The 22,733-nt window shown below is 29.1% G+C and carries 15 protein-coding genes and 3 pseudogenes; 7 read left to right on the forward strand and 11 right to left on the reverse strand.

The features are described 5' to 3' along the window. Positions 1-15: 15 nt before the first annotated feature. Genes O1U_RS00590 through O1U_RS00600 form a run of 3 tightly spaced genes read right to left on the reverse strand, consistent with a single transcriptional unit; the run spans position 16 to position 2,411 of the window. Complete coding sequence (locus O1U_RS00590) at positions 16-363, reverse strand: phasin family protein (RefSeq protein WP_016503473.1); 348 nt, start codon at positions 361-363, stop codon at positions 16-18. A 45-nt stretch (positions 364-408) separates the two neighbouring features. Then, a complete protein-coding gene (locus tag O1U_RS00595; RefSeq protein WP_016503474.1) occupies positions 409-1,635 on the reverse strand; it encodes an acetyl-CoA C-acetyltransferase in 1,227 nt (408 codons plus the stop codon). Between the two features lie 32 nt (positions 1,636-1,667). Next, complete coding sequence (locus O1U_RS00600) at positions 1,668-2,411, reverse strand: SDR family oxidoreductase (protein WP_016503475.1); 744 nt, start codon at positions 2,409-2,411, stop codon at positions 1,668-1,670. Positions 2,412-2,928: 517 nt separating this feature from the next. On the opposite strand from O1U_RS00600, the pseudogene metG reads away from it, so the two are divergent. Next, positions 2,929-4,569: pseudogene (gene metG, locus O1U_RS00605) on the forward strand (methionine--tRNA ligase); the annotation flags it as partial. A gap of 427 nt (positions 4,570-4,996) precedes the next feature. Here the strand turns inward: metG and O1U_RS04975 are convergent. The 6 genes and pseudogenes from O1U_RS04975 to O1U_RS00630 all read right to left on the reverse strand — a co-directional run bounded on the left by O1U_RS04975 (position 4,997) and on the right by O1U_RS00630 (position 12,077). Further along, a complete protein-coding gene (locus tag O1U_RS04975; RefSeq protein WP_051348133.1) occupies positions 4,997-5,251 on the reverse strand; it encodes an MATE family efflux transporter in 255 nt (84 codons plus the stop codon). 19 nt (positions 5,252-5,270) lie between these two features. Beyond that, a pseudogene (locus O1U_RS04980) lies at positions 5,271-5,875 on the reverse strand (MATE family efflux transporter). A gap of 270 nt (positions 5,876-6,145) precedes the next feature. After that, the gene (locus tag O1U_RS00615; RefSeq protein ID WP_034411390.1) at positions 6,146-8,569 is read right to left on the reverse strand and encodes a penicillin-binding protein 1A; all 2,424 of its coding nucleotides are present in this window, start codon (positions 8,567-8,569) and stop codon (positions 6,146-6,148) included. Between the two features lie 174 nt (positions 8,570-8,743). Next, on the reverse strand, positions 8,744-10,132 hold the full coding sequence (locus tag O1U_RS00620) for a coniferyl aldehyde dehydrogenase (protein WP_016503478.1): 1,389 nt from the start codon (positions 10,130-10,132) through the stop codon (positions 8,744-8,746). A gap of 71 nt (positions 10,133-10,203) precedes the next feature. Beyond that, on the reverse strand, positions 10,204-10,755 hold the full coding sequence (pgsA, locus tag O1U_RS00625; protein ID WP_016503479.1) for a CDP-diacylglycerol--glycerol-3-phosphate 3-phosphatidyltransferase: 552 nt from the start codon (positions 10,753-10,755) through the stop codon (positions 10,204-10,206). Positions 10,756-11,666: 911 nt separating this feature from the next. Beyond that, a complete protein-coding gene (locus O1U_RS00630) occupies positions 11,667-12,077 on the reverse strand; it encodes an H-NS family histone-like protein (protein WP_016503480.1) in 411 nt (136 codons plus the stop codon). A gap of 340 nt (positions 12,078-12,417) precedes the next feature. Between O1U_RS00630 and O1U_RS00635 the strand changes: the two genes are divergently transcribed. The 4 genes and pseudogenes from O1U_RS00635 to O1U_RS00650 all read left to right on the forward strand — a co-directional run bounded on the left by O1U_RS00635 (position 12,418) and on the right by O1U_RS00650 (position 18,034). After that, complete coding sequence (locus O1U_RS00635; RefSeq protein WP_016503481.1) at positions 12,418-13,995, forward strand: Na+/H+ antiporter NhaC family protein; 1,578 nt, start codon at positions 12,418-12,420, stop codon at positions 13,993-13,995. A 136-nt stretch (positions 13,996-14,131) separates the two neighbouring features. After that, positions 14,132-15,184 carry a mechanosensitive ion channel family protein gene (locus tag O1U_RS00640; RefSeq protein ID WP_016503482.1) on the forward strand — a complete coding sequence of 351 codons (1,053 nt, stop codon included), beginning with the start codon at positions 14,132-14,134 and terminating at the stop codon, positions 15,182-15,184. A gap of 755 nt (positions 15,185-15,939) precedes the next feature. Further along, positions 15,940-17,130, forward strand: a complete 1,191-nt coding sequence (gene fabV, locus O1U_RS00645) for an enoyl-ACP reductase FabV (protein ID WP_016503483.1) — start codon at positions 15,940-15,942, stop codon at positions 17,128-17,130. Positions 17,131-17,618: 488 nt separating this feature from the next. Continuing rightward, positions 17,619-18,034, forward strand: a pseudogene (locus O1U_RS00650) (transcriptional repressor). 26 nt (positions 18,035-18,060) lie between these two features. Here O1U_RS00650 and glnS read toward each other — a convergent pair. Beyond that, positions 18,061-19,725 (reverse strand): glutamine--tRNA ligase, encoded by a 1,665-nt coding sequence (gene glnS / locus O1U_RS00655; RefSeq protein ID WP_016503484.1) that lies wholly within the window; start codon positions 19,723-19,725, stop codon positions 18,061-18,063. Positions 19,726-19,950: 225 nt separating this feature from the next. On the opposite strand from glnS, the gene O1U_RS00660 reads away from it, so the two are divergent. Beyond that, a complete protein-coding gene (locus tag O1U_RS00660; RefSeq protein ID WP_016503485.1) occupies positions 19,951-20,670 on the forward strand; it encodes a DUF3581 family protein in 720 nt (239 codons plus the stop codon). 110 nt (positions 20,671-20,780) lie between these two features. Next, the gene (purC, locus tag O1U_RS00665; protein ID WP_016503486.1) at positions 20,781-21,881 is read left to right on the forward strand and encodes a phosphoribosylaminoimidazolesuccinocarboxamide synthase; all 1,101 of its coding nucleotides are present in this window, start codon (positions 20,781-20,783) and stop codon (positions 21,879-21,881) included. A gap of 35 nt (positions 21,882-21,916) precedes the next feature. Here the strand turns inward: purC and O1U_RS00670 are convergent, their stop codons facing one another. Beyond that, entirely contained in the window at positions 21,917-22,651 is a 735-nt protein-coding gene (locus tag O1U_RS00670; protein ID WP_016503487.1) for an MlaA family lipoprotein, read from the reverse strand. Positions 22,652-22,733: the final 82 nt, after the last annotated feature.

Below are 22,733 nucleotides of genomic sequence, written 5' to 3' on the forward strand. Positions count from 1 at the left end.
CAACATAAACCTAATTTAAATAGAACTAGCACTTTTAAGATTCTCGGAAGCAAGAGAATCTACATCATTTTTAAATTCTTTTGCAATAGATTGCAACTTAGCAGTATCATCCATAACTTGTTGAGAAAACTTGGTTAATAGAGATAATTGTTGTGAATTAAACTCAGTCAAAGAGGTTACATCTTTAATTTTGCTAGCAGCTCTCATTTGTGTTAATCCCATATCACTGTAAGTACGAATAGCACCTAGTTGTAACTCAGTTAACATTTCGACATTTTTAGTTAGCAGCTTATTAAACTTAAGATATGGTTCCATATTTTTTTCAGTTTGTTCTGAAAAAGTTTTCAAAAAATCTGTATACATTATGATTTTTCTCCTAATTAATAATTTTTGAAATTTTATTACTATTTATGTAACTGTTTTAATAATAACTGCTGTACCCATACCTCCACCTATACATAAAGCAGCAATACCAAAATGACTTTTTTTCTTGTTCCTATTTAATTCATGCATAAGAGTTACTAAAATACGATTTCCAGAAGCACCAAGCGGATGCCCTAAAGAAATTGCACCACCATTTACATTAGTCTTATCTAAAATGGATGAAACTGATACATTATATTCATCTGCTAATTTGTGAATAACTGCTAAAGTTTGCACAGCAAAGGCTTCATTTAACTCATATAGGTTAATATCACTAATGCTTAACTGTGCTTTATTCAAGGCTTTTTTTATTGAGTTAACAGGCCCTAATCCCATCATTTCAGGTTCAAGAGCTGACTGAGCATAACTTATAATTTCAGCAATTGGAGACAAATTATATTTTTCAATTGATTCTTCAGATGCTAATACCATGGCACTTGCGCCATCATTTAATCCAGATGAATTACCAGCAGTCACAGTTCCTTCTTTTTGAAAAGCAGGTGCTAATTTTTCTAGTTCACTTAGTTTAACTTCTTTCCTTGGATATTCATCAGTATCAAAAAACACATTACTCTTTCTAGGTTGACTTACATTAACAGTCTCAATTTCATTTACAAATTTTCCCTTTTTAATTGCATCAACAGCTTTAAATTGACTAGTCATTGCATATGAATCTTGCTGTTTTCGAGTAATAGAAAATTCTTTAGCTATAGTTTCAGCTGTCATACCCATATGATGCTTAGTGTATACATCAGTTAATCCATCAGAAATTAAAAGATCAATTAAAGTTAAATTACCCATTTTATGCTGTTTATGGCCAGATCTAATGCTGGAAGGTAATATAAATGGAATTTGAGACATGACTTCAACACCGCCAGCAATTACAATATCTGCATCATTATTTTTTATGTGTGCAACTCCATCCATAACAGCTTTCATCCCGCTACCGCATACCATATTTATGCCATAAGCTGGAACCGATTTCGGAATACCTGCATAAATCGCAGCTTGACGAGCAATTCCCATACCCTGACCTGCACTTATAACATTACCAATAATAACTTCATCCAAAATAGAAGGTGAAACTTTAGCAGATGCTAAGGCTCCTTCTATAGCAATTGATGCTAATTTTCCAGCAGAAATACCTTTTAATGAGCCGCAAAAAGCACCAATAGGTGTACGCTTACCTGAAATTGCATAAACTTTCTTCATTGTAGTTTGGCTCCTTTTTATTTAGATTATTGTTACTGCATGTACAGACCACCATTTACTGATAAGGTTGCTCCAGTAATATATGCTGCGGACTCACTGGCAAGAAAACTTACAGTATTCGCAATTTCTTCAGGATTTGCAAAACGCTTCATAGGAATCTTATATTTAATAGATTCTAATATCTCAGATTTTATTTTTTTTATCATAGGTGTACTAGTATATCCTGGAGCAACAACATTCACGGTTACACCAAACTTAGCACCTTCTTCTGCTAATGCTTTAGAAAAACCTATCATACCAGCTTTTGCCGCACAATAATTAGCTTGTCCAAATTGTCCTTTTAACGCGTTAACTGAAGAAACATTAATTATTCTTCCCATACCTTTATCACACATTGAACCGAACAAAGGCTGAATAACATTAAATAAGCTATTTAAATTAGTTTCTATTACTTCGTACCAAGATTTTGCTGACATTTTTTTAAAAACACTATCCCTTGTAATACCTGCATTATTAACAATTATATCAATACAACCTTCTTCTTTTAATAAACTGGTTAAACGTTCTAAACACTCAGTTGTATTAGCTACATCTAACCTAAATAAACGTACATGCTCTTCAGAGAAATTTTGTTGGTTAAACCATTTAATAGAATCCTTATAATATTCAGTACTAGAATATGTAGCTATTACTCGATAGTTATCGCTAACAAACTTAGAAGAAATAGCAGTTCCGATCCCACCTGTTGACCCAGTTACTAAAGCAATTTTTTTCATACAAAATCCTATTGTTTATATAACTGAAAAATATGCAAGAACAATACAAAATATTAATAATTGAATCAAATATTACTAATATTGAAATAGCGTCTTTTATATTTTAAAAGTAATAATAAGTTCCTTATTCATTAACATAATCTCTAATAGTTATAATTTAAACATAATTACTCATAAAGTTGAACAATGTCTCATAAAAGTTAGTAACTTTTAAATACCTACTTTTTAATAATAATACTATTGTAAATATATTTAATACTTAGCAAGTATTAATAGGACCTATATAAATCATCTAAGTTAACTAATTTAAAAGTTATTATTTATATTTGAAGCATTCAAAATAAAATTTAAGAATAATAAAACTAATAAGTATGATATTTATCAAATTTTTTCAATTAATCAATACTTTGTTAGTTTTCTACCATAGCTAATTAAATTTAATATCTCTTGGGTTTAAATCTATATAATGGTAGTATCATCTGCTAATTTATATTTCTTATACATCGAATAGTTGAACATGCTAAAACATTCAAGAAAAATTTTAGTCACTTGTGCTTTACCATATGCTAACGGCTCTATCCATCTTGGACACATGCTAGAACATATTCAGGCAGATATATGGGTTCGTTATCAACGTTTACGTGATAATACAGTACATTTTATTTGTTCTGATGATGCCCATGGAACAGCGATTATGTTGAAAGCAGAAAAAATGAATATCACTCCAGAAAAGATGATTATGTTAATTAAAAGAGAGCATGAAAAAGATTTTAAATCTTTTGATATCAGTTATGATAATTATCATAGTACGCATAGCAAAGAAAATTATGAGCTTATAACTTCTCAAATTTATCCAAAACTTAAAAGAAATGGTTATATTTCTAACCACGTAATTTCTCAAGCTTTTGATCCTATAAAGCAATTTTTTTTACCAGATCGATTTTTGAAAGGTACATGCCCTAAATGTAAATCTAAAGAACAATATGGTGATAACTGTGATCGTTGTGGAGCAACATATAATACAATTGAATTAATTGAACCTAAATCCACAATTTCTGGTGCAACCCCAATAATCAAAAAATCTAAACATTATTTTTTTGAACTACCAAAATTTGAAGTTATGCTTAAAAATTGGATAAGCTCTGGTTCATTGCAAGACACAGTGATGAATAAAATACAAGAATGGTTTAGTTCAGGTCTGAAAAAATGGGATATTTCACGTGATGCTCCCTACTTTGGCATTAATATTCCTGGCGAAAAAAATAAATTCTTCTATGTTTGGTTAGATGCTCCAATAGGGTATATCAGCTGCTTTAAAAATTTATGCAATAAAAAAACCAATATTAATTTTGATGAATATTGGAATAAAGACAGCCAAACAGAACTTTATCACTTTATTGGAAAGGACATTGTTTATTTTCATAGTTTATTTTGGCCTGCTATACTAGAAGCATCAAATTTTCGCAAACCAAACCAAATCTTTGTTCACGGTTACTTAACAGTTAATGGAAAAAAAATGTCTAAATCTAAAGGGACATTTATCAAAGCAAGTACCTACCTTAAATATCTAGATCCAGAATGTTTACGATATTATTATGCGAGTAAACTGAATTCTCGAGTAGAAGATTTGGATTTTAATTTAGAAGATTTTATTCAACGTGTTAATACTGATATAGTTAATAAAATTGTTAACTTAGCATCTCGTAATGCTAGTTTTATTTCTAAATATTTTCAAAGTACACTATCAACTCATTGTATTCAGCTGGAATTATATAATGAATTTGTTTCTTCTTCTGAGAAGATTTCTAGACTATATGAAACTCGAGAATTCACTCACGCTATGCAAACAATCACTACACTAGCAAGTAAAGCTAACCAGTATATTAATGAAAAAAAACCCTGGATTATGGCAAAAGAAGAAAAGAAAAAAAAAGAATTACATGATGTTTGTTCTCTTGGTATTAATTTATTTCGAATATTAATTATTTACTTAAAACCAGTTATGCCTAAACTAGCAATTCGTACAGAAAAATTCATCAATGCAAAATTAACCTGGAACAGTATTAATAATCCACTAGTAAATCATAAAATTGCTCACTTTAAACCTCTTTTTAGCCGAATTACACCTCAAACTGCAAAAAAAATAATTCAAATGTCAGACATATAACTAGTAACTAACTAATTATATGTTATTTATTTCTATAAAATTCATTTATATAAGAACTACAGTGCACTTTTAATACAATCACTGCTATTAATCCAAATAGAATAGTACCTACAGCTTGACCATATAGGACACCTAATGCTCCAAACCAATATGCTCCTAAATAAACAAATGGTAATGTCCCTAGTGTTGCTTTACCTAATTCAACGCTGTAGAGTAAAGGTTTACCTAATTATTAAAGAAGCGTTAGCAATAATAAGGTGCCATTGAACATAAAGGTAATTGCTACGCAAGTACAAATTTAGATAAGATGATAGATGCATCACCTTGTAAATTAAAGCTTGAATAATACTCCCTTGAACATGATAAAGGATTATGCAAATTAACACGGTATAACTAACTACAATAATCAATGAATTCTTTAAAATATCTTTATCCGATCAAATTTATCTGCACCAAAATTTTGCCCAATAATAGGACCGATTGCACCAGAAAGAGCAAAGATCGCTGAAAAACAAACAGGTACTAAACGACTTATTACACTGTATCCTGCTACAAAACCTGTTCCAAATCTAGCAATAAAATAAGTTACAATTAAATTGCCAATTGGAGTAGAAATATTAGTTATAACTGATGGAACAACAATACCTAAAATACTCTTAATATTATTTTCCAATAAATAAATGAAGGTTTAGCTAGCAATTTATGTATAAAATTAAAGGATAAATGGAAAAGTATAACACGGTAAATCTAGCGATAATTGAAGCTAACGCTGCACCTTTTATATCCCAACCAAAGAAAATAAACAGCAAATCTAAAACAATGTTAACAACACCTCCGAAAAGCACTGCTAACATAGCACGCCTTGCATCTCCTGTTGCTCTAAGTGCAGAACCAGATGTCATTCCTAAAGCAATTAATGGACCACTAGGTAATAAAATATATAAATATAACTCAGCTTTTTCTAAAGTATACCCTGTTGCTCCAAGTATTGATAATAGTTCAGGAACAAAAAATATGTGATAACACTAACAGTAGAATTAATTAAAAAAGCTGTTATCATTATGCTTATTCCAAGTTCTTTTGCATGTTTCCAGTGTTTTTTTCCAATAGCTTTAGAAACTAAGGCCCCCATTGCTATTGAACTACCAAGAGATAAAGAAGTTAGAAAAAAAATCAAAGTACTCGAAAAACCAACCGCTGCTGTTAACTCAACCTCTCCTAACATGCTAATAAATAACATATCAAGAAAATCGACCATAAATAACACCATTAAACCTATTGAATTCATAGCAGACATAACTAATATGTGTTTTATGGTTGATCCTTTAGTAAAATCAACATTTTTATTCAAAAAGATTCCTTTTTTTATTTAATCTTTCAATACAATTAAGAATTTTGATAACTAAGTTTTATGTAAGTAACTAAATCCAAAAATCTCTCATTTTATTAATACTATTTTCATAATTATTGGATTTATATGAAGGAAAGGATGAACTAAAATTACTTCTAATCTATTAGAAATAATTTTAATCTAGTTAAATATAAAAAAATATATTTTATATCCTCCTTAAAAAGAATTATAAATACTATCAGTGATAGAATTATGTACATACTCTTTAGGTTCGCTACCTCGTATAAAATACTCAAACATAGAGCTTTCATCAAACTTATCAGTTAATAGTCCTGAACTTCGATCAATACGAACTCTTACTATATTTGGAGGAATGTGTTTTTTTCGAATTGGCTCGTGCTTTAAAGCTACACGCATAAAATCTATCCATGCTGTTTGTGCAGTTTTCGCTCCTGTTTCTGAACCGGAAATTTGGTTTTTATTTTTTAGATTTTTATTTAACTGTGTTCTACCTAAATCTCGATTATGGTTATCAAAGCCTACCCAAGCTGTAGCAACTATTCCAGGAGCGTAACCATGGTACCAGGCATCTTTTGATTCGTTGGTAGTCCCTGTTTTACCACCAATATCATGACGCTGAAGTTTTTGAGCTCTCCAACCTGTACCATTCCAACCAGTATTATTAAGCCAATCACCACCACCCCAAATGTTGCTATATAACATTTCACGAACTAAAAATGCTGTTTGTTCTGAAATTACTTGAAAAGTATACTTGTCATTACTATTTCTTCTTCTAAATTTTATCTCCCCATATTGCCCTTCTACTTTATCAATAAAAAATGGTTTAATATAAAAACCACCATTAGCAAATATAGAATAACCTGTCACCATTTCCAATGGTGTTAAACTACTGGAACCAAGAGCAATTGTTTCTGAATTCGCTAATGCGTTTTTATTAAAACCAAAACGCGTTAGATATTGACGTGTTTTATCAAGACCAACCTTACGAAGAAGTCGGACTGCCATTACATTTTTAGATTTTGCTAAACCAACACGCAATCGAGTAGGACCAGAATAAGATGCTGGAGAATTTTTAGGCCTCCATGCTATTCCTAAGGTTTTATCCCACTGATTAATTGGTGCATCATTAATTAAGCTAGCTAAAGTCATACCATGATCAATTGCTGCTGAATAAATAAATGGTTTCATACTTGAACCAACTTGACGAACAGATTGAGTAACTCGATTAAATTTATTGATAAGAAAATTAAATCCACCTACTAAAGATAATACAGCACCGTTTTTAGGATTCATGGCCACAAAAGCAGTATTAGCATTTGGTATTTGACTCAGTGCCCAAACTGTATTTGGTTTATTTTTATCACTTTCATTTTTTTGAATTTTTCTTACCCATACTTGTTCCCCTTTTGTGAGAATATCTCTTGCAGATGTTGGTTCGATTCCCTGAACATCGTCGCTTAAAAACCTTCTGGCCCAACTCATATCATTCCAATTTATAATTTGCTCTCCATTGCATTTAACAAAAACCGTAGCACTTTTAAAATCTACTTTAGTAACAATAGCTGGGATAAGCTGACCGTATGTTGGTATTCTAGATAATTTTTCCTTCATTTCTTTTTGAGTCAATGGATCATGGTTTTCTTTCCAAAAAATTTTTTCGGGCCCCCGATAACCATGACGCTCATCATAGGAAAAAAGATTATCAATAGTTGCTTGATTAGCTGCTTTTTGAAGATTTGAATCTATAGTTGTATAAATACTTATACCTGAGGTATACACATCTTCGTCAAGATTCTTAATAACCCAAGATCGTACTAGCTCAGCTATATAGGGAGCATGTAATTCAATGCTAGAAGAATGATAATATGATTTAATTATTTCATGACTAGCACTATAATACTCTTTTTGAGTAATATATTTTTCTTTTAGCATACGTGATAATACTAAATTTCTACGATCAATAGCCCGTTTAAGAGAATAGATAGGATTCATAGTTGAAGGTGCTTTTGGAATACCAGCTAGTGTTGCAATTTCACTAAGCGATAATTTTTGTAAATCTTTACCAAAATATGTTTGTGCAGCAGCGGCAAATCCATATGTTCTTTGTCCCAAAAAAATTTTATTAACATATAACTCAATAATTTCTTCCTTAGAAAAAACTTGCTCTATGCACAATGCAATTAAAATTTCTTTAATTTTACGACTAAACTTTTTTTCATTTGATAAGAAAAAATTTCTAGCCAATTGTTGGGTAATTGTACTAGCACCTTGTTTAGGTGAACCAGAAAGTGCAACAACAATAGCAGCACGAATGATGCCTATTGGATCAATACCAAAATGTTCATAAAAACGAGTATCTTCAGTTGCGATCAAAGCATTAATCAATGGTTCAGGGATCTCATCATAACTTATAGGGATGCGTCGTTTTTCACCAAATTGAGCAATTAATTTCCCATCTTGGCTAAAAATTTTCATCGGTGTTTGCAATTTAACATTCCGCAAAATAGCAACATTTGGTAATTCAATTTTCTTAAAATAATAAAAAAATCCAATCACACTCGTTCCAAGAATTATAAAAATTACAATGCTGATGATACATAAGTACTTTATAAATTTCACCAAGGAAAATCTCTAATAAATTAATTACTATATATGATAAATCTAAACAATAATGGTAGGAATAAGTAAATGTTTTTTCCTATATCTAAAATTTAACATAATAGAAATTTATACGAATACAAAAATTGACTAAATTTAGAAAATGATTAATAACCAAACAATGTATTAACCGAACTAACGAAGAAATAGCATATTTAATATTTTTTGAATAATTGCTTTATGATTCAATAAAACGTGACTACGGGGAAACCAATTTGGAGTAGAAAATACTGTTTTTGCTTGAGAAAATGCCTTGAATCCTTCAATACCATGATATTGACCTATCCCAGAATCTCCTATTCCTCCGAATGGAGCATCATCAACCATACAATGTAGTAACGTATCATTAAAACAAACTCCGCCACTATATGTTTGTTCAATTACTTTTTTTCTTAGAATCTTTCTATTACTTATTAAGTATAATACCAATGGCCTAGGTTTATTATTAACATATCTAAACGCCTCATCAATATGGTTATATCCAATAACCGGAAGAATAGGGCCAAAAATTTCTTCCTGCATTAGGATCATATTATCGTTAACATTAGTGACTAAATGTGGAAGCATTTGTCTTTTATTTGGCTGAATTTCATCAAAAGTATGGATATCAGCTCCTAGTAATTTCGCATTATCTAAATATCTTTTGAGTCGTTGATAGTGAATGTCATTAATGATATAAGTTAAATCTATTTTGCTTTTTTTTGTAATAAATATATCTTTAAATTGTTTTAAGTATAAATCTACAAACAAATTTTTCTTAGACTCAGGAATAAAAACATAATCTGGTGAAACACATATTTGTCCAGAATTTATGCTTTTTCCCATCATAACAATATTAACAGCTGAATTTAGTTTTGCATCATCAGAAATAATAACAGGAGATTTTCCACCTAATTCTAGTGTCACTGGAGTTAAATTTTTTGCTGCAGATTGAGCAACTAGGCGACCAATTTTAGTTGAACCTGTAAAAATTAAGTGATTAAATGGAAGATTACTAAATAATTCAGCTATCTTAGAATCGCCCTCTACTACTTGAATCTCATCACATAAACTGGCAAAAATTATACTTAAAACATTGTTGGTATTATGCGTATATTCACTCAATTTTACCATCACTAGATTCCCTGCAGCAATTGCAGTAACGACAGGAGACAAACTGAGTACAATTGGGAAATTCCAGGGAACCATAATACCTATTATACCAAGAGGTTGATAATATACTTGTGTTTTTGATGGGAATAATAAAATTCCTTCTGAACGAGAACTTGGTTTCATCCAAGAACGTAAACGTGAAATAGTATAGTTAATATGATTAACAGCAGGTAAGATATCGCAAATAAGACTATCAAATGGACTACGAAAACCATAGTCTTGTCTTATAGATTGAACTAATTTTGTTTTTTTATTTAATAAAGCTCGTTTTAACTTTCTTAGTTTATTAATTCGAGTAATATAATCTGGATTGGGGTTCAACTTAGCACGCAATTGCATATCACAAAATATTTTACGGAGTTTTTTCTCCATTTTATTTTTTTCCAATTTTAAAAAGCATATTAATATTTTATCATTCTAGATGATAAGAAGACTTATATCTATTATTTTTCTCTAAATAAATTATCCATAGCTACAACTAAATATTTGATCATAGACCAACATGTTAATATCATAGCAATATACATAGCAATATAACCAATCCAAATCATCCATTCATTATAGCTCCAAATCAGTAACCATAAAGCAGACATTTGATTCAATGTCTTAATTTTAGAAATGTTAGATACAGAAACAATAACTCGTTTTCCAATTTCAGCCATCCATTCTCGTAATGCAGAAATGATAATTTCACGAGAAATCATAACCACTGATGGAATAGTAATCCATACATTATGATAACTTTCAGTAATTAATATAAGTGCAGTAATAACTAATATTTTATCTGCTACAGGATCAATAAAAGCACCAAATCGAGAAATTTGATCAAGTCTTCTAGCTAACATTCCATCTAACCAATCTGTAAATCCTGCTCCCCAAAATACAATCGAAGCTGCAAAAGGAGCCCAACTATGTGGAAGGTAAAAGATAACAACAAATATTGGGATTAAAAAAATTCGTAATAAAGACAAAATATTAGGGATATTAAAACGCATATCTTTAGCCCTTATTAATTGCGTTTTCTACTAGTGTAGTATTTTACACTTGATGGTTTTTTCTGCTAAAGTCATCCTTACATGAAAAATTTAAACCAAACTTCAATGGATAAGTTTTACATTCTTAAAAACTTCCTTATATCTAATTGAAGATTACTAACTAAGTCAAAGTTGATTCCCTTATTAGACTCTAAATGGTTGAAATAACTTATAACAATTTTCTCTTATGAAGAGAAACTGCATATAAACCTCCATAGATATATTGATTTTTAGGACTATAACCAATACAATGACTGAGTAGGTGCTTTAACTTGCAAATATGATTTTGCTTAGAAAAAATTTAATTCAAGTAAAAGTATCTATTAGATAGAATCTTAGCAAATCTATGCAGGTAGGAACTGAAAAAATTAAACGATGCTTTCCTGATGTTCTTTTAAAGATATATCGAAGCAAAGCTATTACTCCAATAAAAGACTAATTGAAGAGTAATATAACAATTCTTTCAAGTAAATTCCAAGTAATCCTGAGATTAATATTTTAATGCTCAAATTGAGTAAAATCTGCTTAAATCGATAATAAATTACATATAAAAAAATGAAATCTTTCATTTTTTAAAACACGTAGTGTTATAAATAAACTTTTAAACTTTGCTAACACAGTAAAACCTAAAAAATACCTTGCATATTATGTATGCTTTTTTATTTGTATAAAAAATAAAAAGAATCAGCTAACTTACTTAAATATGACTCATTTCAGGAGTTTACATTTTATAAAACGAATATTAGAAATCTAGAAACAATATACACCTTCTAATGTATTTATGATCTTAAAGACCTGTTTGAGATTGGTCGTGTTCAATATGAAACAATATGACCAATCTACATTGGTGAACATTTTAAAATATAAAAACTTTATATTGCAAAATATTCCAGAGATTTTCCAGCATCTAATTCTTCTTGAATAGCTGAAGGCGTTCTACCTTGACCAGTCCAAGTTTTTTCATCACCGTTAGCATTTACATATTTATATCTTGCTGGACGTGGAGGTCTTTTTCTTTTGATTTTATTATACCTAATTTCTCTTGATAGTGCTGAAATCAAGGCATTAATATCAATGCCATCTTTTTCAATTTGATCTGTAATAGCTGCTAGCTTAGCCTTTTGTTGTGCCTTATATTTATGTTTTTGCTCTTCAATTTTTTTACGTTCCTGAACAACAATTTTAAATTTATTTAACCCTTCTTCTAATTGCTGCAAAGTTAATTCTCGAGAAAATGCACGTAAACTCCTAATATTTAAGAGTATTTTTATTAAATTTGACATTACTTCTTTTACCAGTTCTTTATATTAAAGTACAAAGATACTAAACTTATCGCGAATAAATTTCAATATATTTACATAACTCTAGAATATATAAAATTCTAAACTATTTAATAAGTTAGAATATCTAAATCTAATTAGAATAAAATAAAATACAATAATATTAATTAAATTTTAACAGATAGAATTATAATAGTTTTTATAAAATGGAATAATATAGACATATATTAGAAATCACTTTTTGTGAAACACATAGAAAAAATTAGTATTAGAATAACATTGACTTATCTTTATATTAATATCATTATCTATTTCATTTTATAGTAGATAATATTTAACAAATATGAATTTAATTGATTTTTCATCCTCTTCATTATCATTGCTGCCTCCTTTAATTGCAATTACCCTTGCTATAGTTATGCGTCGAGTATTACTTTCCCTAGGAATTGGTATTTTGGTTTCTGCTATTTTACTTACTAATTATTCCTTCATATGCTCTGTAGATTATGTTATTCAAACTGTCTCAAATGTATTCTTTATACAAGAAAAAATTAATAGTGAGAATATATACATTCTAAGTTTCCTATTGTTATTAGGAGTTATGACTGCAATATTAACTTTATCTGGTGGTACTTTTGCATTTGCTAATTGGGCTAAAGGTAAAGTAAAAAACAAGCGTGGTTCAAAATTACTTGCAGCCTTCCTTGGCATAATTGTTTTTATAGATGATTATTTTAATAGCCTAGCTGTTGGTGCAATAGCAAGACCTATAACTGATCGCTTTTATGTATCTCGTGTAAAACTAGCTTATATTTTAGATTCTACTGCTGCATCAACGTGTGTTCTTGTGCCAATTTCTAGTTGGGGTGCTTATATCATGACAATCCTTAGCAGCATATTAATATCACACAGTTTAACAACAGAGTACTCACCATTAAGTTTATATCTACATCTCATTCCAATGAATTTCTATTCAATTTTTGCTATTCTTATGGTTTTTGCTGTGATAGTGTTTAAGTTAGATGTAGGTCCAATGCGTTATCATGAAATTAAAATTGAACAAAAAAAGTTTACTAATCCTGCATTTAAAAACAACTCAAAAGAAGGCAATAGTTTTCCTAAAATAAAAGGAAAAGTCTCAGATCTTCTTATTCCTATATTTGCTCTTCTTGTTATGACTATAAGTATGATGCTTTATACAGGATATCACTCCATCACTAAAAATGGGAAACCATTTACGTTTTTTTCTATATTTGAAAATACTGATTTCAGCCTTTCTCTATTTTGCGGAGGGTTAGCCGGTGTGATCTTGTCATTGTTAATTACATTTCAAAAACGAATCCAATTAATACGAATTATGAAAACGGTTTGGATTGGTGCTCAATCAATGTTTGGTGCAATTTTAATTCTTCTATTTTCTTGGGTCATTGGTTCAAGTATCAGTGATATGAAAACTGGAATTTATCTTTCATCGCTTATTTCAAAAACTGACATGCCTATTTATTTGTTACCTGTAATATTTTTCTTTATTTCTGGTTTAATGGCTTTTGCTACTGGAACTTCATGGGGAACCTTTGGTATTATGTTACCCCTTGCTGGCGATATAGCCACAACAATAAATATTGGACTATTTTTACCAATACTAAGTTCTGTTTTATCTGGTTCTGTATTTGGTGATCATTGCTCTCCTATTTCAGATACGACAATTTTATCTGCTACAGGAGCGAAATGTAATTATATTGACCATGTTGTAACCCAACTTCCATATGCATTATCTATAGCTATAACCGCAACTGCTGGTTTTTTAACCCTAGCAAAAACTTCTTCTATTGCTATTTCTTTTTCTGTAGCAACAATAGTATTTGTTGCTACATGCTTAATTTTATCTATTCTATCTAAATCTAAAATTAAGAACATGTAATGTAATATTTAAACTAATCACTTATAATAATATAATAAAAGAGAAATAATAATGCTTTACTGTTACAGTTTACTCTTTATTAATAAACTTCATTATATCCGTTAGTACTATCTGTTTAACTTAATAAATTGTCTCTATGTTTACTATAGATTATTTTGTTCAGCATCTACATAAAGATATCTTTTTTATTATAGGAATTAGTTTTATTATTTGGATAGCTTGGCATCTTACTTATAAGCGTCTAAGCATTTTAGTTAATAAAACTAAATTTCACTGGGATAATTTAGTTCTTGATGCATTTAAAATCCCTATAAGTGTATTAATTTGGTCTTGGCCCGCTATAATTTCACTCGACTTTTTCTTAAAGATTCAGTTTAATTTTAAAACTAACTGGTCCGAAAAATTAAAATTATTACTAATTTCTATAAGTTTTATCTGGATTGCTATTCGTATTATTAATAATACTGAAAAGTATACCTTAATGAAAAAAAATAAAGATGCTACTACTTTACAAATTACTGCAAAAGTAGCTCGTTTATTCTTTATAGCTATAGGTATATTAATAATAATGCAATCTTTTGGTCTCAGTTTATCTGGCGTATTGACTTTAAGTGGTATTAGCGGGCTAATCGTTGGTTTAGCAGCAAAAGATTTATTATCTAACTTTTTTGGTGGTCTAATGATCTACTTTGATCGTCCATTTAAAATCAATGATTGGATTCGCTCACCAGATCGTCAGATTGAAGGTACAGTAGAAAGCATTGGTTGGCGTATTACAATAATTCGTACCTTTGATAAAAGACCGATTTATGTACCAAATTCAGTATTTAGCAATATAGTAGTTGAAAATCCATCTCGAATGTTCAACAGACGCATCAATGAAAATATCGGAATTCGTTATGAAGATGGAAAAAAAATTGTTCTTATCATTCCAGATATTAAAAGTATGTTAATGAACCATCCAGAAATTGATGCTAAGCAAACTTTAATCGTGAGTTTCAACGCTTTTGGACCATCATCTTTGGACCTTCTAGTATATACATTTACAAAAACAATAAACTGGGTTCATTATCATGAAGTTAAACAGGATATTTTGCTTAAGATTATGAATATCATTTATAAATACAATGCTGACATCGCATTTCCAACTCAAACTCTTAAATTAGAATCTAAATATATATCTGATTAATCAGCTATTCTTTTCCTATGCTTTATTTCTAAATGAAGCCCTATAATGTATAATGCAAGACAAACTATCTACATATATTCAAATATAGAAATGTGTCTCTCACTTAAATATAAGAGCATTCTTGACTAAGAATATACTTTTTACTAAAGAAAGGGGAAAATCAAAGCAAAATTATATAATGTGAAAAAAATAATATGCATCAAACTTTATGTGATAAGAAAAGATTAAAAATTTAATATTCACTCTAAAGTCATTTCTAAACTTTGGTATTATCTTTGATAAAATTAATAATAGAAACAGTGAGTTATAAAGTTTAAAAACTTTAATTATAATAGGATTAAAGCTTTCATTGTTTAATAATGATCTAGCTAAATCTAATCATTATAGAAATTTTCATGAAAAATAAAGGATTTATTATGACACTGCTAACAAATGGCAAACAAAAATCATTATGAACTAATATTAATTGATAATTCTATGTTTAGAATAGATGGAATTTAGACGTATTATTGATATACGTTCTATGAACAATGAAAAAAATAACACACTAATTTTAGTGTTATACAGTAAATCTTTTTAAAAAAATTAAAAAACTAATACTACAGACTGTAGCTGATTGTAAAATTATTAATAAACAAAAAATAAATAAAATTTTAGATAAACAACTATGAAAAATTGTAAATAGAAAATTTTAAATTGCTTATAACATTCTAATTAACTTATTGTTTCAAAATAATAATCGAAGGAATTTTAATATGATCATTAAACCAAAAATCCGAGGTTTTGTTTGTACTACTGCTCACCCTATAGGTTGTGAAGTTAACGTAAAAAAACAAATAGCCTACACTAAAAAGCAAGGAATAATTCAGAATATAGCAAAACGTGTATTAATTATTGGTTCTTCTAGTGGTTATGGTTTATCTTCTCGGATTGCTCTAGCATTTGGTGGAAATGCATCTACAATTGGTATTTTCTTTGAAAAACCAGAGACTGAAAAGAAAACAGGCACTGCCGGTTTCTATAATGCAATGGCTTTAGATAAAATAGCTAATCAAGCAGGTTTATACTCAAAAAGCCTAAATGGAGACGCTTTTTCAGATTCAGTCAAGAAAAAAACAATAAAACTAATAAAAGAAGATTTAGGTCAGATTGATATGCTAGTTTACTCACTAGCCTCTCCAATAAGACAATTACCTGAGACAGGCAAAATTATTCGTTCAGTTTTAAAACCTATAGGTAAAACATATACTTCAATAGCGGTAGATACAAACAAAGATCTAATTGTTAAAGCAAATATTCAACCTGCAACACAAGCTGAAATAAAAGATACTGTAACTGTAATGGGAGGTGGAGATTGGGAACTTTGGATAAATGCTCTTCTAGATGCAAATGTATTAGCAAAAGGCTGTAAAACGATTGCCTACAGTTATATTGGTACAGAAATAACATGGCCTATTTACTGGAATGGAACAATTGGTAAAGCTAAAAAACATTTAGAGTATACAGCATCACTCCTAAATAAAAAATTGTCAACAATAATCAGTGGTAGTGCTAATATCGTTGTTCTGAAATCAGTTATAACTCAAGCTAGTTCTGCTATTCCAATAATGCCACTATATATTTCGATAGTATTTAAAGAAATGAGGAAAAAAGGGATCCACGAAGGTTGTATTGAAAATATTTATCGACTTTTTAGTCAACATTTGCATACCAAGAAGACTTTATCTTCAAATATAGACAGTGAAAATCGTTTACGACTAGATGATTGGGAACTTCGTGAAGATATCCAACAAAACTGTTATAAAATATGGTCAAATATTACTTCAGAAAATTTAAAAGAATTATCAGATTATAGTGAATATAAACAAGAATTTTTAGGATTATTTGGTTTTGGTCTTAAAGAAGTAAACTATGAAAAATCAATAAATCTATTAGAAATAAAATAAATTATAGTATAGCAAATTAACAATTATCATCTATCATAGTATGATAAACCGATACAGTTTTTGCTTAATTTAATTTGTAAAGCAGAAATACCCAAATGGCTAGAAATATACAATTTTGCTTTTATGCACAACAAAACTGGCCTTATATACGGTAAATATGAAGACCTTCAGGATATGCTACATATACATGTATACTGCTATAGAAATAGTAAATAAAATACCTATTATATTTAGTTTTTTTAAGTAATTCTATACATTGTCGTGCACTATTATGGAAAATCATTTAACATTTTCTATTTCTACTTTATGCAGCACTATACATAACAAATGCACTTATAAAACATATCCATTTATTTCTAAAAAAATAGATTAATAATATTTAGAGTATATAACTAACTACATTATACATATAACATTTAGCAACCTCATCCAATAAAATTATAAAAGATTGAATTTTTATTTATTATAGATAGTTGATAGGAATCGATATGTCAAATAATCAAGATTTGATGGATGCTGGTCTTAAAGTTACTACATCAAGATTAAAGAGTCTAGAACTTTTTCAGCAACCAAAATATCAACATATTACTGCTGAAGATTTATACAAGAAATTAATCCAGATAAAAGAAAATATTAGTATATCGAGTTTTAAATCAATTTAACAATGTAAGATCAGTATTTGAACTATCCAGAAAAGAATACCATGATCATCTATTATATTTAGGTTGTGAGAAAGTGACTGAGTTTTTAGATAAAATTATCGAACAGAGACAAAAAAATTGTTGCACAACATAATCTAATTCTAACTTTCCATAAACTTTATTTATATGCTAAACACTCAGATATAAATACCTCATGTAAAAATAATTCCAATGCATACATAAAATACGTAAACAAACATTAATTTCAATACTTGTGAAAAAATAATGTTCAATCGAAGCTCCAAGTTTCACGTAAACTCACAGTTCGGTTAAATACTAATGATTGAGGTTTTGAATGTTTTGAATCTAAGCAAAAATAGCCAATGCGTTCAAATTGAAATCTTTGCCCTGGTTTCGCTGTAGCTAAACTAGGTTCAACAAAGCCTTGTACTTTACATAGAGATTTAGAATTAATAGCATTAATAAAATCATCAACAGAATCTGGATTAGGAATCGTAAATAGATGATCATATAATCGAATTTCAGCAATTAACGCTTTATCAGCTGATATCCAATGAATTACCCTTTTTACTTTACGTTTATTTGGATTTTTACCTAAGCTATCCATATCATAACTGCAGTAAATAGTAGTAATTTTACCTTGCTTATCTTTTTTTATACCTTTAGCGCGAATAATATAAGAACCACGTAATCGAACTTCTTGACCTAATACTAAACGCTTATATGTTTCAGTTTCTATTTCACGAAAATCATTGCGTTCGATCCAAATAACACGACCAAAAGGTACTTCACGAAAACCCATTTCAGGCTTATTAGGATGATTTCTAATTAACAATGTTTCTGTATTTTTTTCATTATAGTTTTCAATAATTACTTTAACAGGATTAAGAACAGCCATTACCCTTGGTGTGGTTTTATTTAAATCAGCCCTAATACAAGATTCTAAAGAACTAAATTCAATCATATTTTCTTGTTTAGTTACACCAACACGCTGACAAAAATCTCGTATGGCTTTTGCTGTAAAACCACGACGGCGTAATCCAGAGATTGTAGGCATCCGCGGATCATCCCATCCTTCCACTAAATTGCTTTTAACTAATTGGTTTAACTTGCGCTTTGACATTATAGTATATTGTAAATTTAATCGACTAAATTCATACTGATTAGGTCGACAAGCAATTGTAATATTATCTAATATCCAATCATATAAACGACGATTATCTTGAAATTCTAAAGTACAAATTGAGTGAGTGATCCCTTCTAATGCATCAGAAATACAATGACTAAAATCATACATAGGATAGATACACCAATTATTACCAGTTTGTTGATGTCTGATAAATCGAATACGATAAAGAACTGGATCTCGCATTATGATGAAAGAGGAATTCATATCAATCTTGGCACGCAAACATGCTTCACCTTCTTTAAATTTTCCAAGACGCATTTTTTTAAATAAATCTAAATTTTTCTGAATGCTTCTAGAACGATAAGGACTAGGTTTACCTGGAGAACTTAAAGTGCCTCGATATTCACGAATCTGCTTAGGATTTAGCTCATCAACATAAGCTAAACCCTTGTTGATTAATTCTATCGCATATTTATAAAATTCATCAAAGTAATTAGAAGAATAATGAATATCCCCAGACCATTTAAATCCTAGCCAAATCAAATCATTTTTAATTGATTTAATATATTCAAGATCTTCTTTTTCAGGATTAGTATCATCAAAACGAAGATTACATTTACCTAAGTAATCTTTAGCAATACCAAAATTTAAACAAATAGACTTAGCATGACCAATATGAAGATAACCATTAGGTTCAGGCGGAAAACGAGTATGTATGCTCTTATGTATGCCATTTTTTAAATCATTATCAATAATCTGTCGAATAAAGTTTGATGGAACAACTGATTCCTTATTATTTATCATAAAACCTCATATCTCTAGTTATATAACTTAAAAATAAACTTAATCGAATCAAAATACACATTTATGTATAACACATTATATAGTTAAAGCAAATCTGACAGAACAAGAAGATTAAATATTTTTATACAATCTATTTATAGATTAATATTTAACATACTAAACAGACCAGTTTTTTTAAAATGCCATATATAATTTATCCTAATTTTAGCTAGAATAATACAAACTATGTTCTTAACTCCTTACTTCTCAAATTACAATCAACAGTTTAAGTTTACCCGTAAACAAGCAAGTTACTTCGCTAAAAAAGTTGCTGGTGATTATAATCCAATCCATGATGAACATAATAAACGTTTCTGTGTTCCTGGAGATTTACTCTTTGCAGTTTTCTTACAAAAAAAAGGGATCAGTCAAAAAATGCGTTTTGATTTTGCTGAAATGGTTAATGATAGAATTGCATTACAAATTGAGAATAAATCAGAACAAAAAAAGTCTGTTGTTGATAAAAACGGTAAAGAATATTTGCATATAACCCATGATGGGAATATTAATTATGACGAAAAATTAATTGAATGTTTAGTGGTTGATTATGTACAATTTTCTGGTATGAGCTTCCCAGAAATTATGGTGCCACTGATGGAAAAACAAAAAATGATGATTAGCTGTAACCGACCATTAGTCATTTATGAAAGCATGGAAATTGAGTTTAATCATTTAAATCTTATTCAACCAAAAGTTGAATTCTTAGACGCCACCTTTGACGTAGTAGGAAAAAGAGCTTTTATAACACTAAATTTTATCTTTAAAGAAAATAAAATTATTGTAGGTAAAGGTATTAAACGTATGATAGCAGGAGGTCTTAGACCTTACGTAAAAAAAGAAGTTGATGATTTAATTAATCATTTCAATAAACGAAAAGACATTTTTTTATCAAAACTAGCTGCTTAGCTATAAAGTTTCCTTAATAGAAAACAAGAATAAGATTTCATTAGTAGCAGAATAAAATCTGTTTAATATTCAAAAAAAATCTTCTTTACTAAGGATTAAGGATAGTAAAGGTGTTTAAAAACCAATTGTTAACAATTACTCATGATTTTCCGATCCGTACTGATAAACCAATATATAATGGGAAAATTCGTTCAATATATTTCTTAACTTCAGAGGATAGCAAACGCCTTATCAAACAAAAAGAATACAATATTTCTCCTGATTCATTGTTAGCCGTCATGATAGTTAGTGATAGGATTTCAGCATTTGACTGTATTTGGCATACTAAGGGAAGATTGAACGGAATTCTAGGTAAAGGAGCTGCTATTAATAGTATTTCTAAATATTGGTTTAAAGTATTTAAAACAAACGGCTTAGCTGACAATCATATTGTAGATATTCCACATCCTTTAGTTTGGATTATACAAAAGACCAAGCCTATCATGATTGAGGCAATCTGTCGTAAGTTTCTAACAGGCTCAATCTGGAGAGATTACAAACAAGGGAAAAGAAAATTTTCTAATCTTATTCTACCAGAAGGTCTGAAAAAAAATACAGAATTACCAGAAATTATCATTACACCATCAACAAAAGGAATCCTCCGAGGTATTCCTGGAGTTTCTGAAACTACAGACGCTAATATTTCTCGAAAAAATATTGAAGACAACTTTAATTTATTTAATTTTCTAAAAATAGAAGATATCACAGAATATGAAAGACTTTCAAAAAAAGGTTTTTCTATCATTAGTAATAAACTAAAAACCATTGGACAAACTTTCATTGATACTAAATTTGAATTTGGTTACATAACTAATACTACTGGTAAGAAAAAACTAATTTATATAGATGAAGTGGGTACACCAGATTCTTCTCGTATTTGGAATACTCAAGAGTACAAAATTGGAAATATTATTGAACTATCAAAAGAAAAATTTCGCCAATTTTTACTTGAGTATATTCCGGATAGCGATATTTTATTAAATAAAGAACGAATAGTAGAAAGACAAAAAATAGCATGTAATAGCAAGTTACCAAGGAATATTTTATTAAAAATATCAGATCTTTATCTAAATGCTGCTGAAATTATTACTGGACAAGCTATTTCTCTAAGTAGAAATCCAAAACAAGAAATTCTAAAAATATTAGATGAAGAGTACCATCTTATTAAATAAGACAAAACAATTTTTTAATCAAAAAGAACAGAACTTCATTTCATCTTATCTAAAAAAATATCTAGATAGTCTTCTTCATCATCAGAGTAATCATTAATTTTTATTCCAGATTTAAATGTTTGATTTTGCAGGTACATTTCTCTAAATAATATATATGGATCCAGTGAGTTTTTCAATTGAATTTCTTGAGATGATAAAGAAAACCTAGATTCCATGTATTCAAAAAACATCTTTAAGTAAAAAATACTGTTTATATAGAATAAGGGGGGATATAGAAAATCGACTAAGTTTGCAATTTCTCTTGGAATTAATGGTCCATAAAAAGGTAACATTAAATAAGGACCATTCTCCAATCCATAATAACCGAGAAAATGACTAAATTTCTTATGAGAATAGCTATTTATACCTAATAATGAAGCTACATCAATGCAACCTAGCATACCAAATGTGCTATTTAACAAAAACCGATTAAAATGATGTAAAGATTTTTTCGGGTCCTGCATTAAAAGAGTATTAATCATACTGGAAGGTTCACTTAAATTACCTAAAAAATTTTTGATACAACTTCTAATTGGAATAGGAACTTTACTAATATAGAAAAATGATACAGGATAAAGAATATATGGATCTAAATAATCATAATTTATTTCCCATATAATACGATTTAAGTCCTCTAAAGGATCTTTATTGTTATTTTCATTGATTCTAGTTGAGATTGAACAGCCTACTGATGAAGCTACAAAAAAAAGTAAAATTAAAGCACGTATCATATAAGTTATCCACAGAGTGTTTAATATTTAAAAAATTATAAAATTACTCTACCTATAATCTTATGGGCTTAATAAAAGCTAA

This window comes from Candidatus Photodesmus katoptron Akat1 (assembly GCF_000478685.1).
GTDB classification, from domain to species: domain Bacteria; phylum Pseudomonadota; class Gammaproteobacteria; order Enterobacterales; family Vibrionaceae; genus Vibrio; species Vibrio anomalopis.

What these genes read in the sequence shown, in the direction of transcription:
- fabV (WP_016503483.1), top strand. Translation starts at nt 15,940, where the DNA reads ATGATCATTAAACCAAAAATCCGAGGTTTTGTTTGTACTACTGCTCAC.
- glnS (WP_016503484.1), bottom strand. Translation starts at nt 19,725, where the DNA reads ATGATAAATAATAAGGAATCAGTTGTTCCATCAAACTTTATTCGACAG.
- O1U_RS00620 (WP_016503478.1), bottom strand. Translation starts at nt 10,132, where the DNA reads ATGGAGAAAAAACTCCGTAAAATATTTTGTGATATGCAATTGCGTGCT.
- O1U_RS00630 (WP_016503480.1), bottom strand. Translation starts at nt 12,077, where the DNA reads ATGTCAAATTTAATAAAAATACTCTTAAATATTAGGAGTTTACGTGCA.
- O1U_RS00635 (WP_016503481.1), top strand. Translation starts at nt 12,418, where the DNA reads ATGAATTTAATTGATTTTTCATCCTCTTCATTATCATTGCTGCCTCCT.
- O1U_RS00590 (WP_016503473.1), bottom strand. Translation starts at nt 363, where the DNA reads ATGTATACAGATTTTTTGAAAACTTTTTCAGAACAAACTGAAAAAAAT.
- O1U_RS00670 (WP_016503487.1), bottom strand. Translation starts at nt 22,651, where the DNA reads ATGATACGTGCTTTAATTTTACTTTTTTTTGTAGCTTCATCAGTAGGC.
- O1U_RS00600 (WP_016503475.1), bottom strand. Translation starts at nt 2,411, where the DNA reads ATGAAAAAAATTGCTTTAGTAACTGGGTCAACAGGTGGGATCGGAACT.
- O1U_RS00595 (WP_016503474.1), bottom strand. Translation starts at nt 1,635, where the DNA reads ATGAAGAAAGTTTATGCAATTTCAGGTAAGCGTACACCTATTGGTGCT.
- O1U_RS00660 (WP_016503485.1), top strand. Translation starts at nt 19,951, where the DNA reads ATGTTCTTAACTCCTTACTTCTCAAATTACAATCAACAGTTTAAGTTT.
- O1U_RS00640 (WP_016503482.1), top strand. Translation starts at nt 14,132, where the DNA reads ATGTTTACTATAGATTATTTTGTTCAGCATCTACATAAAGATATCTTT.
- pgsA (WP_016503479.1), bottom strand. Translation starts at nt 10,755, where the DNA reads ATGCGTTTTAATATCCCTAATATTTTGTCTTTATTACGAATTTTTTTA.